This window comes from Arthrobacter sulfonylureivorans, assembly GCF_047607445.1.
Taxonomy (GTDB): Bacteria; Actinomycetota; Actinomycetes; order Actinomycetales; family Micrococcaceae; genus Crystallibacter; species Crystallibacter sulfonylureivorans_A.
In genome coordinates, this window is the sequence record NZ_JBLKRT010000007.1 from 41256 (window position 1) to 56377 (window position 15122).

The window sequence follows — 15122 nt, forward strand, 5'->3', positions numbered from 1 at the left end:
GGCGGGTTGCTGCCGGGCCTTTACTGCCGGGCGGATTCCACCTTGACGGCGGAGACTTCGAATTCCAGCATCACGCGGTCCGAGACCAGCATGCCGCCCGAATCCAAGGCAGTGTTCCACTTGACGCCGAACTCCTGGCGGTCGATGCGTCGGGAACCTTCGAAGCCTGCGCGCAGCTGTCCGCCCGGGTCCCGTTCCACGCCGATAAAGTCGATTGGCACCGCCACCTGCTTGGTGACGCCGCGGATGGTGAGGTCGCCGTTGACAATGAAGTTGCCGGCCTCCACCTGGTCGATTCGCGTGCTGACAAACGTGATCTCCGGGTAGTTGGGCGCGTCAAAGAAATCGTTCGTCCGCAAGTGCTCGTCCCGCTGCGGGCTGCGGGTATCGATGCTGGCGACCTTGATGCTGAGCCTGACCGAGGAATTGGCCGGGTTGTCCACGTCGGCCTGGATGACACCCTCTATGTCGTTGAACGCCCCGCGGACTTTGGTCACCATGGCGTGGCGGGTGGAAAAGCCGATGCGCGTATGCGCCGGATCGAACCGCCACTCGCCGGATAGATCCGAAGTTAGTTCGGACATGGCAGAGCCTCCTCCTCATGGGCACAGGCGCTGTCTCCCCCACTGACAGATCGATGCGTCTGGCCGTCCCCTTCAGCCGCGTGCGGCTCGTGTGGTAATTCCAACACATAATGGGGAGCATTGCACCACATTGGCCGTGTATTTCCGAGCCGCGTCTCCGACGGCAAATCCGCGCTCGTCCCGTTGAGGCCACCCCTGTCCCGGTCCGCCGGGGACCAATACACTGATGCCATGACCACCGCGAACGAGATGCCGTCTTCAACCACCCAGTTGCCGGCGGACGATTGCTGGAAGTTGTTCCGCAGCGCCGACTTTGGCCGGCTGGGAGTCATCGTCGAGTCCCATCCGGAGATTTTTCCGGTCAATTACGTGGTAGACCACGGAAGCCTGGTGTTCCGTTCCGCCCCGGGAACCAAACTGGACGCCGCCCTGGCCAACGAGGTGGTGATGGAGGTCGACGGCTTCAATCCGGACACCAGCGTGGCATGGAGCGTGGTGGCGCGGGGCAGCGCCCAGCGGATGATCACGATCGACGACGTGCTGGAATCGGCCATGCTGCCGCTGTTCCCCTGGCAGTCGGGTGAGAAGAACAATTTCGTTCGCATCGTTCCCACGGTCGTGACCGGACGGCGTTTTGTGGTGCCGGCGTCAGCCCGCCGCGGCCCCGGACTCAGCGACAGCCACCGGCTTCGGATCGAATAGCGCCCGAGGTGGACGGGAGTGCTGGCCACACGGCCGCCGGCCAGGTTGGCGCGCCCTGCGGCCGAGCCACGAACTCTTAGCGCCAGGTAGCGGAGCCCGGCTGGTAGCCGGCAACATAACCGCGGAACATCCGGTCGGTGGACACGATCTCTTTGCCCAACGGTGTGAGGGACACCGGGATCATTTTGATGTTCGCAATGGCCAGCGGAATCCCGATGATGGTGATGGCCTGCGCGATGGCGGTCAGCACGTGCCCGATCGCGATCCAGATGCCGGCCACCAGGATCCAGATGATGTTTCCCAGCGTGGACAGGAAGTAGGTGCGTCCACCGCGGTCCACCACCATCCGTCCGAACGGCCACAAAGCGTAGCCCGCGATCCGGAACGAGGCGATGCCAAACGGGATCGTCACGATCAACAGGCAGCACACGATGCCGGCCAGGAAATATCCCAGGGCGAGCCAGATGCCGCCGAAGAGCAGCCAGATGATGTTCAGAAGGGCCTTCATCCCTCCATTCTGGCCCGCCGGTGCCGCCGGCCGCTATGCGGGTCGCCCCTGAACTGCCCCTGAACCTGACGGCAGCGCATACCCTGGGGCCTTTCCCGGTGGAAGACGGCGCGAAGGCCGCAGGGTGGCCCTTCCAGCTGGAGGGTCACCCTGCGGCCTTCGTCAGTCCGCGGTCCGGAGCCAGGAACGGAAGCGGCTAGCCTGCTTGGCAAACTAGCTGGCCAGCTCGGGGTCGGCTAGCTATGGCTGGACCAGCTCTGGCCTGGCCAGCTCCGGCGTGGCTAGCTGGTCCGGCGCTTCTCCTGCGATGCCGGAGCCGTGGCGCGGCGCGGTCCCCGGCGGGCCGGGCGCTCGGTGGCCGGAGTCTCCGAGCGGTACACCGGACGGGTGCCGCCTGCGGAGCGCGCGGCACCGGCGGATCGCTGTGCGCCGCCGGAACGGCCGGCGCCGCCGGAGCGTGCTGCGCCCGAGCCGGTGCGGCCGCCAGCCGAGCCGGCGGACTGGCGCCCGGCCGAAGCCGAAGTGCCGGAGCTGCTCCGGTGGCTGCCGTGGCTGGGGGCCGCAACGTCCTGGGAGCGGCCGCCGCGGTTCTCGCCGCGCGAGGGCTGGCGCTGACCGGATTCCGGCCGGCCGCCTCGGGCGGCACCGGCCTGCTGGCGGCTCTCACCGGTGCGGGCTCCACCGCTGCGGGAACCGGCGTTGCGGGAACCGGCGTTGCCGCGGCCACCACCGGTACGCAGGGCCCGCTTGCGCTGGGCGTTGGCGCCGGTGGAGGTACCGCCGCCGCGCTGCGGCATCTTCGCCGCCTGCTGCTGGGCGCGCAGCTGCGGATCCACCGGTGCGGCGACCTCGCCCACCAGGTTCACCAGCAGCTCAGAGGAGGCGCTGACGTTCTCGAAGGCCACGTCCACGCCGGCGGCCTTCATCAGCTTGCCGACCTCGAGTCGCTGTTCCGGCAGCGCCAGGGTCACCACCGTGCCGTCGGACCCGGCGCGGGCGGTGCGGCCGGAGCGGTGCAGGTACGCCTTGTGCTCGGTGGGCGGGTCCACGTGGATCACGAGTTCCACCTCGTCCACGTGCACGCCGCGGGCCGCGACGTCGGTGGCCACCAGCACCCGCACGTCGCCGGAGGAGAACTCGGCCAGGTTGCGGTCGCGTGCGTTCTGCGACAGGTTGCCGTGCAGGTCCACCGCAGGGATGCCGGCGGCCGTCAGCGCCTTGGCCAGCTTGCGGGCGTGGTGCTTGGTGCGGGTGAACAGCACGCGGCGGCCGGTGCCGGACGCCAGCTTGTTGAGCACCTGCTTCTTTTCCGAAGCGTCGCGTGTCACCAGTACGTGATGCTCCATGGTGGTGACCGCGGCCTGCGGGTCGTCGACGGAGTGCGTCAGCGGGCTGGACAGGTAGCGCTGCACCAGCTTGTCCACGCCGTTGTCCAACGTGGCGGAGAACAGCAGCCGCTGGCCGCCGGCCGGAGTGGTGTCCAGCAGCTTCTTCACCACGGGCAGGAAGCCCAGATCGGCCATGTGGTCGGCCTCATCCAGCACGGTGATTTCCACCGATTCCAGCGTGATGATCTTCTGCTTCATCAGGTCTTCGAGCCGGCCCGGGCAGGCAATCACAATGTCGATGCCGCCGCGCAGTGCCTTTTCCTGGCGCTGCTGCGAGACGCCGCCGTAAATCACCGTGGTGTTCAGGCCCAGCTCGGCCGCCAGCGGTTCGATGGTGTTGTTGATCTGCGTGGCCAGTTCACGCGTGGGCGCCAGCACCAGGCCCAGCGGGCGGCCCGGCTTGCGGAAATGGGCGGCTTCGCGCTCGGCCAGCCGTGCCACCAGCGGCAGTGCGAAGGCCAAGGTCTTGCCGGAGCCCGTGCGGCCGCGGCCCAGCACGTCACGGCCGGCCAGCGTATCGGGCAGCGTCTCGGCCTGGATGGGGAACGGGGCTTCAATGCCGTCGGCAGCGAGCTTCGCAGCGAGGGGCTTGGGCACGCCAAGGGCAGCAAAAGTAGTCATAGTAAAGTGCAAATGTCTTCCGGTCAGTGTCCCCGCGGCAGGTCAGCCCAGGGTCGCCGAAGAAAAATCAGACAGTGCCAACCGCCCCGGATCAGCCCGGTCACGTCGTCAGACGGAAAAGCGGCGGTGCAAATGAAAGCGTTCATCGACGCAGGAAAACGCGTCAATTGCGTTTTCGAGTACCTCCAGTCTAACAGCAGGGCCGGGCCGCACCCGCGCAGCCGATACGCTGGTAGGGATGACCAGCAACTCCCCCACCCCTGAATCTTCCGCGTACGACGACGGTGCGCGACGCACGCCGCCCGTCCATCTCGCCCAGCCCGTCAGCTTTGTGCGCCGCGGCTCGCGGCTGCAGGGCCGCCGCCAGCAGGCCTGGGACGACTACGCCCCGAAGTTCGCGATCGACCTCCCGCGGGACGGCGGCGACACGACGGTGGACCCGGACTACGTCTTCGATCCGGACACAGCCTTTGGGCGCTCGGCCCCGCTGGTGGTGGAGATTGGCTCCGGCCTGGGCGAAGCCGTGTGCCACGCTGCCGAACAGGATCCGGACCGGAATTTCCTGGCCTTGGAGGTCTACCGTCCCGGACTGGCGCAAACCCTGCTGCGGATCGGCCAGCGCGGCTTGGCCAACGTCCGCGTCGCCCAGGTGAACGCCCCGGAGGCCTTGGCCACGATGTTGCCCGAGGCCTCGCTCTCCGAGCTCTGGGTGTTCTTCCCCGACCCGTGGCACAAGACCCGCCACCACAAGCGCCGGCTGGTACAGGACAGCTTCGCGGAGCTTGCAGCCCGCGTGCTGCAGCCGGGCGGGATCTGGCGGTTGGCCACCGACTGGTCCGATTACGCGATCCAGATGCGCCGGGTCGCCGACGCGTCGCCGCACTTCAGCAATCTGTATGCCGGCGAACGCACCGGCACCGACAGCCCGTTGACCCAGGTCTGGGAAAGCGGCGTCGAAGGGGTTGTGGGCGGCGCGCCGGTGCGCGAGGGCAAGGTCCCGGTCAGCACCGGCAACGCCAGCACCGGCGAAGGCATGGACGATCTTGGCGGCTGGGCACCCCGCTTCGCCGGCCGGACCATGACCAGCTTCGAGCAGAAGGCGCACGACGCGGGACGGATGATCTTCGACCTCGCCTACCGCAGGAACTGATCCAACCCGGCCCCGGCAGGGGCTTAGTTGGTGGCCACCGCCGCCAGCGTTGTGTCCGCATCATCGCGCAGTTCCACCTGGGCGATCTGGTCGGTGTCCATGGCGCAGGCTGCGGTGAGGGTGGCACGGCCGGCCGGAGTGGCCTGCCAGGATGCCACCTGATAGGTGTAGCCGGACTTACCCGTCACCCACAGGGTGAGGATGCCGTCCTCGGGCAGCTTCTCCCCCGCCACGGCCATCTCCGTCCCCCAGGTCTTGTGCACCAGGGCCACGTCAAGCTGCAGGCCGCCGTCGGCCGTCATGGTGTAGGTATCCGACGGCGGTTGTTGCTGCTGGGCCAGCAGCGGCCCGACCGATGCCCCGGCCACCAGGCACACCCCCGCCACTGCCGCCACCAGCCCGGTCCACCGGCGTCGTTCTTTCCTGCGCCGCAGGGCCAGTTCATCCACCAGCTCGCGGGTGCGTTCCTCGAGCTCATGCGGCGGCGGTGTTTCCAAGTCCAGCGCCACGCTGCGCGGCAGCGCGTCCAGCAGATCCGGCAGCGACTCCAGTTCGGCCGCTTCACGCCGGCAGTCCGGGCAGCCCGCCAGATGCTCTTCGAAGGCCGCCCGTTCATGGCGATCCAGCCCGCCCAGAATATAGAGCCCAAGCAGTTGGTGCTGTTCCTCGCTGGTGTTCACGGCTGACCCACCCCCATCTCGTCCAGTACCGACCGCAGGGCCTTCGCCGCGTAAAACGCCCGCGACTTCACCGTGCCCAGCGGAATGCCCAGCGACTGCGCGGCCTCAGCGGCAGTGAGCCGCTGGTAATGCAGGGCCACCACGATGTTGCGGTGGTCCGTGCTGATCCGTGCCAGGGCTTCCTCCATGACCACGCGCAGCAACAGCCGGTCAAACTGGTCTTCTTCAATGGCCGGCCCGTCCTCGCCCAGTTCGGCCTCTTCCGGCCTGCGGCTGCGGCGCCGGTAACCGTCGATGATGACGTGCCGGGCGGTCTGGTACAGGTAGCCGCGCATGTTCTCCGTTTCCGGGCCGCGTTTCCACACCCGCAGGATCGTTTCCTGGACAACGTCCTCCACTTGGTCCGCGTTGGAGGTGGCGGCGCGCACGAACCGCCGCAGCGCCGTGGCGTGCTCGCGGTAGAGGCGGGCCACAGCCTCGTCATCAAGTGACACGGCCGCCTCCTCCCTGGATGGGAACCGCCCTGCGTACTGCCCGTGGCCGGGTGTCCGGCGCGGTCCAGACTTCTTCTATACAGTACGACGACGGCGGCGGCCTTCCGGTTCATCCGGCCCGCAATCATCGGTGCGATATTTTCGACGGCCCGGCGTTGAACCATTGTGGGCGGGTGCGGCGTCTTTTGCCAATAGCGGGTCGCGCCCCGCGGCACCGCGCTCCGGGCAGCACCGGGGAGACGGCAAAGGAACCCTCATGAAAATCACACAGACAGCCCGGGCCGCCCTGCTGGCCGCTGGCATGCTGGTCCTGGCCGGTTGCGGCGGCGGCTCAGGCACCGAACAGCCCGCCGCGACGCAGGCGCCGCCGGCGAGCGAATCCGGCATGGCGTCGGAATCGGCGTCCCCGCAGATGTCGGAGAGCGGGCAGGCCGGCAGCGAAATGGGCGCTGCCGACACGCTGGCCACCGCGGAGACCGATCTCGGCACCATCGTCGTGGACGGCAAGGGCATGACCGTCTACTACTTCACCAAAGATGTTCCCAACTCGGGCAAGAGCGCCTGCACCGGCGATTGCTTGGCCGCGTGGCCGCCGGTACTGGCCGAGACAGAGCCGAAGCTCGACGGGGTCACCGCCAAGGTGGGGCTCATCGACACCCCTGACGGCAAGAAGCAGGTCACGCTCAACGGCATGCCGATCTACTACTGGGCCCAGGACAAGGCCCCCGGCGACACCACCGGGCAGGACGTGAACGAGGTCTGGTACGTAGTTGCCCCCAACGGAGACATGATCAAATAACCCGAGCCGCCATCCGCCCGCAACTGCCCGGACGGGGACCGGGTGGCTGCGGGTCCCTCCCGGCGGCACGGCGGGCGGCGCCCCGAGAACGGATCAACGCTGCGGGCGCCACACCATCAGTGCCTGGCTGCGCGGACGCGGCCGTTGGCCGCGGACCAGGCTGACCACATCTCCTGCCAGCCCCGCGGCGAACACGCGGCTGGAATCGGCACGGCGCTGTCGGGACACCAGTTCCTCGGACAGTTCCCGAACCTGGGCCTGCAGGGCAGCGACCTCATTCTGCAGTTGCAGGATCCGCTTGATCCCTTCCAGCGAAACGCCTTCCTGGGACAACCGCTGGACTTCGCGCAGCGTGTTGACGTCCTGCTGCGAATAGCGGCGCTGGCGGCCGCGCTGACGCGACGGGGAGACCAGGCCGAGTCGGTCATACTGGCGCAGGGTCTGCGGGTGCATGTCAGCCAGTTCGGCGGCCACGGAAATCACGAAAATCGGCGCATTCATATCTATACCCACGGTGCTCTCCCTCCTGCGCTGCGCGCTTTTACCGCCCGGTCTTTCCGGTCTGCTGAAAAACCGGTCCGCTACAACCGCGCCTTGGCGGCAAGGTTGCCGCGCGGGTCCGATCCTGCTGTCGCCGCCGCGAAGGCGTTGACCGCTTCTTCTGCTTCCTTGCCAAGGTTCTGCGGGACCACCACATCGATGGTGACCAGCAGGTCGCCGGTGTTCTTCGAGGTCTTCACTCCGCGTCCCTTCACGCGCAGCGTCCGGCCGGAAGGCGTTCCGGCCGGCACCTTGACCTTGACGAATTCACCGGCCAGCGTCGGCACTTCGATCTGTGCTCCCAGGGCGGCTTCCGGGAAGGTTACCGGGACGTGGATCCGGATGTTGTCGCCGTCGCGCTGGAAGAAGGGGTGCGGCTTGACGTTGACGGTCACCATCAGGTCACCGGAGCCGGCCGGACCCGGCTGGCCCTTGCCGCGGACGCGGACCTTCTGCCCGTCCTTGATGCCGGCGGGAATCCGCACATCGATGACCTCGCCGCTGGGCTCACGCAATCCGATGGTGGTGCCGTTGATCGAACCGGCAAAGGAGATGCTGGTGCTCGCGGTGCGGTCAGTTCCCTTGCGCGGCGGCTGCTGCTGGTAGCCACCGAAACCGCCGAACAGGTCGGCGAACTCCGGCGGCACGTTTCCGGCCGTGCTGGTCCGGGTGCGCGAACCTTGGCCAAACAGGTTGCCGAAGATGTCCTCGAAGCCGCCGGCCCCGGGCCCGCCGGCACTGCCCGGCCCACCGGCGCTGAAGCGGGCGCCGCTGCCCATCGCCCGGATCGCGTCGTATTGCTCGCGTTCCTCCGGGTCCGACAGGACGGAGTATGCCTCGGAGACATCCTTGAATTTTTTCTCCGACGCAGCGTCGCCCGAATTGGTGTCCGGGTGGTGCGTCCGGGCGAGTTTACGGTAGGCCTTCTTGATGTCGGCGTCGGACGCATCTTTGGAGACACCGAGGATCTTGTAGAAGTCCTTCTCGACCCAGTCCTGGCTAGCCATGCAGGCGCCTCCTTTCAGTTTCACAAAGTCTATGGGCCTTCCGGCCCGGACGATGACGGGTTGGCTTCCGGCGGACCGGAAACCAACCCGTCATCTGTTCTCAGGCGTCACGGCACCCTCGCGGGTGTCATTCTGCCGGTACTGCCACCACTACCTGGGCGGCGCGCAGCACGCGGTCGCCCGAGCGGTAGCCCAGACGCAGGATCTGGCTGACCGAGTCCACCTCCACGTTGGCGTCTGGCTGCTGCATCAGGGCCTCGTGGATGTTCGGGTCGAACTCCACGCCGGTCTCCTCGATGCGGGTCAGGCCGTAGGTCTTGAGTACGCCGTCCAGCTTGGTGGCAATGGCAGCGAACGGGCCGTCGGCCAGGTCGCCGTGCTGGCGTGCCGCGTCGATGTCATCCAGGACCGGAAGCAGCGAGTTCATCACGCCGATGACCGCCATTTCCCCGGCTACCGCGCGGTCGCGTTCCACCCGCTTGCGGTAGTTCACGTACTCGGCCTGCAGCCGGAGCAGATCGTTCCTGAGCTCCTCGGCTTCCTGCGACGTGGTGCCCTGGGCGACGGACTCCCCCGCCGGGACCTCGGCCCCGTTGAGGATCTCCTCTGCCTGGGCCAGCGCGTCCGCGTCGGCGCCGGCTGCGGGAGCTGTTCCCGCGGCCTGGTCCGCGTCGCCGCTACCGGCAGCAGCTCCGCGGACCTTGCCGGTCTCCGGATCGATCTTGCGGTTGTCGCGGAAGTTCACCGGCTCTGACTGGTGTTCTTCTTCGTTACCGTTGGCCATGGTTACTTCTTCTCGTCTTCCTCGTCGACCACTTCCGCGTCCACGATGTCCTCGTCGGCGCCGGCCTCGGAGGCCCCGTCACCGGCGGGTGCTCCATCGGCACCGGCGGCGCCGGATGCCTGGGCCTGCGAGTAGATGGCCTCGCCCAGCTTGGTCTGGGACGCCTGAAGCTTCTCGAACGCGGCCTTGACCTCGTCGTCGTTGTCCTGCTTTTCCAGGGCGGACTTCAGGGCGTCGACGTCGGCCTTGACCTCGGTCTTGACCTCTTCCGGCAGCTTGTCGTCATTGTCGGCGAGCAGTTTGTCGACGGAGTAGGCCATCTGCTCTGCCGAGTTACGGATGTCGGCTGCCTCGCGGCGCTTCTTGTCCTCGGCAGCGTGCTCTTCGGCTTCACGGACCATGCGGTCAATGTCGTCCTTGGACAGCGCGGTGCCGCCGGTAATGGTCATCGACTGCTCGGCGCCGGTGCCCTTGTCCTTGGCGGACACGTGCACAATGCCGTTGGCGTCGATGTCGAAGGTGACCTCGACCTGGGGCACGCCGCGCGGGGCGGGGGCGATGCCGGTCAGTTCGAAGGTGCCCAGCGGCTTGTTGTCGCGGGTGAACTCGCGCTCGCCCTGGAAGACCTGGATGGCCACGGACGGCTGGTTGTCGTCAGCAGTGGTGAAGGTCTCGGACCGCTTGGTCGGGATCGCCGTGTTGCGCTCGATCAGGTGCGTCATGATGCCGCCCTTGGTCTCGATGCCCAGCGACAGCGGGGTGACGTCGATCAGCAGGACGTCCTTGCGCTCGCCCTTCAGGACGCCGGCCTGCAGGGCGGCGCCCACGGCCACGACCTCGTCCGGGTTCACGCCCTTGTTCGGCTCCTTGCCGCCGGCCATTTCCTTGACCAGGTCAACAACTGCCGGCATGCGGGTGGAGCCGCCCACCAGGACAATGTGGTCGATGTCGGAAACCTTGATGCCGGCTTCCTTGATGACGTCGTGGAACGGCTTCTTGGTCCGGTCCAGCAGGTCCTTGGTCAGGTCCTGGAACTTCGCACGGCTGAGGTGCTCGTCCAGGTGCACCGGGCCCTCCGGGGTGACCGAGAGGTACTGCAGCGAAATGTTGGTGGAGGAGGCAGAGGAGAGTTCCTTCTTGGCCTGCTCGGCTGCTTCCTTCAGGCGCTGCAGGGCGATCTTGTCCTTGGACAGGTCGGCGCCCTTGGCCTTCGCCTGCTGCAGCAGGAAGTCGACGACGCGCTGGTCCCAGTCGTCGCCGCCGAGCCGGTTGTCGCCCGCGGTGGCGCGGACCTGGATGGTGGAGAAGTCATCCTCGTCCTTGCCGACTTCCAGCAGGGACACGTCGAAGGTGCCGCCACCGAGGTCGAAGACCAGGATGAGCTCGTCTTCCTTGCCCTTGTCCAGGCCGTAGGCCAGTGCGGCAGCGGTCGGCTCGTTCACGATGCGCAGCACATTGAGGCCGGCAATTTCGCCGGCTTCCTTGGTGGACTGGCGCTCGGCGTCGTTGAAGTACGCCGGCACGGTGATCACTGCGTCGGTGACCTTCTCGCCCAAGTAGGACTCGGCGTCGTGCTTGAGCTTCTGCAGCACACGGGCCGAGATTTCCTGGGCGGTGTAGTTCTTGCCGTCGATCTCGACCTTCCAGTCGGTGCCCATGTGGCGCTTGACCGAGGAGATGGTGCGCTCGATGTTGTTCACGGCCTGGCGCTTGGCGATCTCGCCGACCAGAACCTCACCGGACTTGGAAAAAGCAACAACGGACGGAGTGGTGCGGCCACCCTCGGCGTTGGCGATAACGGTGGGTTCGCCACCTTCCAGAACAGAGACAACGGAGTTGGTGGTTCCGAGGTCGATACCTACTGCACGAGACATACGCGTGTCCTTCCTTTGCGGCCGCAGCGGCGGCCTTGTTCACTGTGGCGGCCCACTCACCGGTACTGGACCGACGGCCGCCGCAGGGGCGGCAGCCTGTTGAGCCTTCTGCACTCAAGTTTACTCGGCCAGGAAACTTTGTCAATCAAGTTGAGCGTACTTGGCTCAACTTTCACACAGGGCCGGGAGACGGCAACGGCGGGGGTCGCCGGCAACCGCCCCGACCCCCGCCGTGCCGCATCGGCCCGCGAAACGCCGGTCAGTCCGCGGAGTACCCGCTGCCCGCCGCGACCAACTCGCGCTCCTGGGACTCCTTCCGGGCCAGCTTGGACGGCCACCAGATCTTCGGCCCGATGTCGTAGGACAGCGCCGGGATCAGCAGCGAGCGCACCAGCACGGTATCCAGCAGGACACCGAATGCCACGATGAACGCGAGCTGGCCCAGGAACAGGATCGGGATCACGCCGAGGGCGGCAAACGTCGCCGCCAGCACCACCCCGGCCGAGGTGATGACACCGCCGGTGGAGCCCAGGCCGCGCAGGATGCCCGGCCGGGTGCCCAGCCGCAGCGATTCTTCGCGCACCCGGGTCATCAGGAAGATGTTGTAGTCGATCCCCAGCGCCACCAGGAAGACGAAGCCGTACAGCGGCACCGAGGCATCCGCTCCCGGGAACCCGAACACATGGTTGAAGACCAGCGCGGAAACCCCCAGCGCGGTCAGGTAGGACAGCGCCACGGACAGGATCAGCAGCACCGGCGCCAGGATGGAGCGCAGCAGCAGGATCAGGATGACCAGGATGACGCCCAGCACCATCGGCGTGATCTTCAGCAGGTCCGCCTGCGCCGTGACATTCGTATCCAGCGCCACCGCGGTGACGCCGCCAACGAGCGCCTGCGGATCTGCGGAGTCCAGTGCGGTGCGCAGGTCGGCTACGGTCGCTTCGGCCGCATCGGAATCCGGTACGTCCTGCAGCGTCGCGTTGATCATCACCCGGCCGTCCAGTTCCACCACCTGGTCGCTGCGGGTGAAAAACTCGGCGGAGGCAACCCCGTCCTCGCTGCGGACCAGCTCCAGCACCTGCTCCCGCTTGTTGCTGTCGGTGACAACAACGGCGGGACTGCCCGCGCCGTCGTCGAAGTGCCGGACCAAGGCATCCTGCCCGTCCGCGGAGTCGGTTTTCACCAACACCAGCTCCGACTGCGGGACACCGTGCGCCTGCAACTGCAGCACGCCCAACGCCCCGGCGGCCAGCAGCAGCACCGAAACCAGCCAGGTGGCCCGGGGCATCCTGGCCACCAGATTGGCCACCCGGAGCCACAGCCCGCGCAGGCCCTCGGTGCCCGGCACGGAGTTTTCCGGCCGCGCGGCGTGGACGTGGTGTCCCGGGCGGGGCACGATGGGCCAAAAGGCGCTGCGGCCGGTCAACAGCAGCACCGCGGGCAGGAAGGTCAGCGCCGCCAGCACCGCGAACACAATGCCAATGGCAGCGATCGGCCCCAGGCTGCGGTTGGAGTTCAGGTCGGAGAACAGCAGGCACAACAGCGCCAGGATCACTGTGGCGCCGGACGCGGCGATCGGCTCGACCGCGCCACGGTAGGCGGTCTTCATCGCGGCCCACTTCAACTCCTGCTCGCCCAGCGCCTCGCGATAGCGGGCCGTCAGCAGCAACGCGTAGTCAGTGGCGGCGCCGATCACCAGGATGAACAGGATGCCTTGGCTCTGGCCGCTGAGCTGAATCCACCCCTGCAGGGCAAACCAGTACACCACCAGGATCGCCGCGCATAGGGCGAACACCGAGGTCAGCAGCACCAGGAACGGCAGCAGGAGCGCGCGGTAGACCAGCAGCAGGATCACGAAGACCGCGCCCAGTGCCACCGCCAGCAACAATCCATCAATGCCGCCGAAAGCCTCCACCAGGTCGGCGATGAACCCGGCCGGACCGGTCACGTAGCCGGTGGCGGAACCGGGGAGCTCGGCCGCCAGCACCGCGCGCAGGTCGGTGACCACGTCGCCGGCGTCCAGGTCCTCCGGCACCGGCACGATGAACTGCACCGCTTCGAAGTCTTCGGACGGGATGGGCCCCACCACTTGATTGGCGCCGCCGCTCTCCAGACCGGCCGCCTCCGCCAGCTGTTCGCCCAGCGGGGCGTAGTCCGCCAGCTGCTGCGGCTGGATCGGCTGATCAAATTCGACGACGACGATGGCCGGCACGGCGTCCGAGTCACGGAAACGCTCCTGCCATTCACCTGCCGTGGTGGACTCGGCACTGGCCGGCAGGAATCCGGCCTGGTCGTTGGTGGAGACATCGGAGAGCTTGCCGAAAGTCGGCCCGCCAAGGCCGGCGGCGGCGAGCCAGGCCACCACCACCAAGGCGGGTAAGAGCATTCTGAACCAGCGGGCCATGGGATCGGTCCTTCGGAATCTAGGCAGCGAAAACAAACTCCACTATAGAGTAGTTCCATGCTGGAGATAAACACCTGGTGAACTATCCTGTGGAGGGGTGAAGGAAAGGAGGGCCAGGTGGAACAGCGCACCGACCGGCTGATGCTCTTATTGCAAGCGTTCGTCGTCGAAAGCGAACGCTACGTGGAAGCGGTCAGCGAACGGGATGCCCTGCACCGCACGGACCTCAACGCCCTTGCTGCCATGGTGCGGGCCGCCGCGGCAGGACACACCGTGACTCCCGGCATGCTGCGCACCGAACTGGGCCTCAGCTCTCCGGCCACCACTGCCCTGGTGGACCGGCTGGACCGCTCCGGGCACGTCAACCGCACGCGCAGCGAGACCGACCGGCGCAAGGTGTACCTCGAACTGACGGACAAGGCCCGCGCCACCGGCGGGGCGATGTTCGCCCCGCTGGCCCGGAACATCGGCCAGGTGCTGGACGGCTACCCGGCCGAGGACCGCCAGCGGCTCGCCGGCTTCCTGACCGACATCATCGCCGCCACCTCCGCTGCCCGCGTGGAGGTCGCCGAGCAGGACGGACAGCGGGGCGTCGATGGCGATTCCGGCGGCCAGGGGAACCCGGGCCGCCAGGGGAACCCGGGCAGCCACGGGAACCCGGACGTCCAGGACCGAAGCAGCGGCGAAGCGGGGACGCCTCCCCCCGCAACCGACCAATAGCGCAACATTCCGGCACGGCAGCTACGTGCCGGCAAGGGCGCAGAGTAGTCTCCCACTATGAAGGACGAGGTCTACTCCCACGGCCACCACAAGAGCGTGGTCAACGCCCATGCGATCCGCACCGCAGAGGACTGCGCAGCCTATCTTCTGCCCGAGCTCAGGTCCGGCATGATGCTGTTGGACGTGGGCTGCGGCCCGGGCAGCATTACCGTTGATTTGGCTGAGCTGGTGGCTCCCGGCCAGGTCATCGGCCTGGACCGGTCCGACGACGTGCTGACCCAGGCGGCCGAACTCGCCGCGCTGCGCGGCATCGAGAACGCCACGTTCGTCAGCGGCAACATCTACGACCTTGAGTTCGACGACGACACCTTCGACGTGGTCCACGGTCATCAGGTCCTGCAGCACCTGACCGATCCGGTGGCCGCCCTCTACGAAATGCGCCGGGTGGTCAAGCCCGGCGGCATCGTCGCTGTGCGGGATGCCGACTTCCACGGCATGAGCTGGTACCCGGAACTGCCCGAACTCACCGACTGGATGGACACCTACCAGCAGATCGCCCGCGGCAACCGGGCGGAGCCCGACGCCGGCCGCCATCTGATCTCCTGGGCACAGGCCGCCGGCTTCCGCGAGATCATCCCGTCGTCGTCCAACTGGCTGTACGCCACCGAAGAACAGCGGCGCTGGCAGGGCGATGTGTGGTCCGAGCGTGTCCTGCACTCGGCCTATGCGGAGCAGGCACTGGAACGCGGGCTGCTCGACCAGGCCGGGCTGGAGCGGATCGCGCAGGGCTGGCTGGCCTGGGCGGATGCGCCGGATGCCTGGTTCCTGATTCCCAACGGCGAGATCCTGGCCCGCAAACCCTGACCC

At 67.4% G+C, this 15122-nt stretch carries 15 protein-coding genes; 5 read left to right on the top strand and 10 right to left on the bottom strand.

From position 1 onward, the window contains the following. Window positions 1-20: 20 nt before the first annotated feature. A complete protein-coding gene (locus ACMX2H_RS04955; protein ID WP_414959288.1) occupies window positions 21-584 on the bottom strand; it encodes a YceI family protein in 564 nt (187 codons plus the stop codon). Between the two features lie 231 nt (window positions 585-815). On the opposite strand from ACMX2H_RS04955, the gene ACMX2H_RS04960 reads away from it, so the two are divergent. After that, window positions 816-1286 (top strand): pyridoxamine 5'-phosphate oxidase family protein, encoded by a 471-nt coding sequence (locus tag ACMX2H_RS04960; protein WP_414959290.1) that lies wholly within the window; start codon window positions 816-818, stop codon window positions 1284-1286. A gap of 76 nt (window positions 1287-1362) precedes the next feature. Here the strand turns inward: ACMX2H_RS04960 and ACMX2H_RS04965 are convergent, their stop codons facing one another. After that, the gene (locus ACMX2H_RS04965) at window positions 1363-1794 is read right to left on the bottom strand and encodes a YccF domain-containing protein (protein ID WP_414959292.1); all 432 of its coding nucleotides are present in this window, start codon (window positions 1792-1794) and stop codon (window positions 1363-1365) included. 281 nt (window positions 1795-2075) lie between these two features. Beyond that, window positions 2076-3803 carry a DEAD/DEAH box helicase gene (locus ACMX2H_RS04970; RefSeq protein WP_414959293.1) on the bottom strand — a complete coding sequence of 576 codons (1728 nt, stop codon included), beginning with the start codon at window positions 3801-3803 and terminating at the stop codon, window positions 2076-2078. A gap of 238 nt (window positions 3804-4041) precedes the next feature. On the opposite strand from ACMX2H_RS04970, the gene trmB reads away from it, so the two are divergent. Continuing rightward, window positions 4042-4953: a tRNA (guanosine(46)-N7)-methyltransferase TrmB gene (gene trmB / locus ACMX2H_RS04975; RefSeq protein WP_414959295.1), complete on the top strand. Its 912-nt coding sequence runs from the start codon at window positions 4042-4044 to the stop codon at window positions 4951-4953. A gap of 23 nt (window positions 4954-4976) precedes the next feature. Here trmB and ACMX2H_RS04980 read toward each other — a convergent pair whose 3' ends face one another. Both ACMX2H_RS04980 and ACMX2H_RS04985 read right to left on the bottom strand, forming a co-directional pair. Then, window positions 4977-5633: an anti-sigma factor gene (locus ACMX2H_RS04980; RefSeq protein WP_414959297.1), complete on the bottom strand. Its 657-nt coding sequence runs from the start codon at window positions 5631-5633 to the stop codon at window positions 4977-4979. Next, entirely contained in the window at window positions 5630-6127 is a 498-nt protein-coding gene (locus ACMX2H_RS04985) for a sigma-70 family RNA polymerase sigma factor (RefSeq protein WP_414959299.1), read from the bottom strand. Before ACMX2H_RS04985 ends, ACMX2H_RS04980 begins: the two co-directional genes overlap by 4 nt. 256 nt (window positions 6128-6383) lie before the next feature. On the opposite strand from ACMX2H_RS04985, the gene ACMX2H_RS04990 reads away from it, so the two are divergent. Continuing rightward, window positions 6384-6926: a COG4315 family predicted lipoprotein gene (locus tag ACMX2H_RS04990; protein WP_414959300.1), complete on the top strand. Its 543-nt coding sequence runs from the start codon at window positions 6384-6386 to the stop codon at window positions 6924-6926. Window positions 6927-7019: 93 nt separating this feature from the next. Here ACMX2H_RS04990 and ACMX2H_RS04995 read toward each other — a convergent pair whose 3' ends face one another. The 5 genes from ACMX2H_RS04995 to ACMX2H_RS05015 form a co-directional block, all read right to left on the bottom strand. Next, window positions 7020-7427, bottom strand: a complete 408-nt coding sequence (locus tag ACMX2H_RS04995; protein WP_414959404.1) for a heat shock protein transcriptional repressor HspR — start codon at window positions 7425-7427, stop codon at window positions 7020-7022. Between the two features lie 80 nt (window positions 7428-7507). Continuing rightward, the gene (locus tag ACMX2H_RS05000; protein ID WP_414959302.1) at window positions 7508-8473 is read right to left on the bottom strand and encodes a DnaJ C-terminal domain-containing protein; all 966 of its coding nucleotides are present in this window, start codon (window positions 8471-8473) and stop codon (window positions 7508-7510) included. Between the two features lie 127 nt (window positions 8474-8600). Beyond that, on the bottom strand, window positions 8601-9257 hold the full coding sequence (locus ACMX2H_RS05005; protein ID WP_414959303.1) for a nucleotide exchange factor GrpE: 657 nt from the start codon (window positions 9255-9257) through the stop codon (window positions 8601-8603). Window positions 9258-9259: 2 nt separating this feature from the next. Then, a complete protein-coding gene (gene dnaK, locus ACMX2H_RS05010) occupies window positions 9260-11131 on the bottom strand; it encodes a molecular chaperone DnaK (protein WP_414959305.1) in 1872 nt (623 codons plus the stop codon). 259 nt (window positions 11132-11390) lie between these two features. Next, window positions 11391-13535 carry an MMPL family transporter gene (locus ACMX2H_RS05015; protein ID WP_414959306.1) on the bottom strand — a complete coding sequence of 715 codons (2145 nt, stop codon included), beginning with the start codon at window positions 13533-13535 and terminating at the stop codon, window positions 11391-11393. A gap of 117 nt (window positions 13536-13652) precedes the next feature. Between ACMX2H_RS05015 and ACMX2H_RS05020 the strand changes: the two genes are divergently transcribed. Continuing rightward, a complete protein-coding gene (locus ACMX2H_RS05020) occupies window positions 13653-14255 on the top strand; it encodes a MarR family winged helix-turn-helix transcriptional regulator (protein ID WP_414959308.1) in 603 nt (200 codons plus the stop codon). Between the two features lie 57 nt (window positions 14256-14312). Next, complete coding sequence (locus tag ACMX2H_RS05025) at window positions 14313-15119, top strand: class I SAM-dependent methyltransferase (RefSeq protein ID WP_414959309.1); 807 nt, start codon at window positions 14313-14315, stop codon at window positions 15117-15119. Window positions 15120-15122 lie beyond the last annotated feature (3 nt).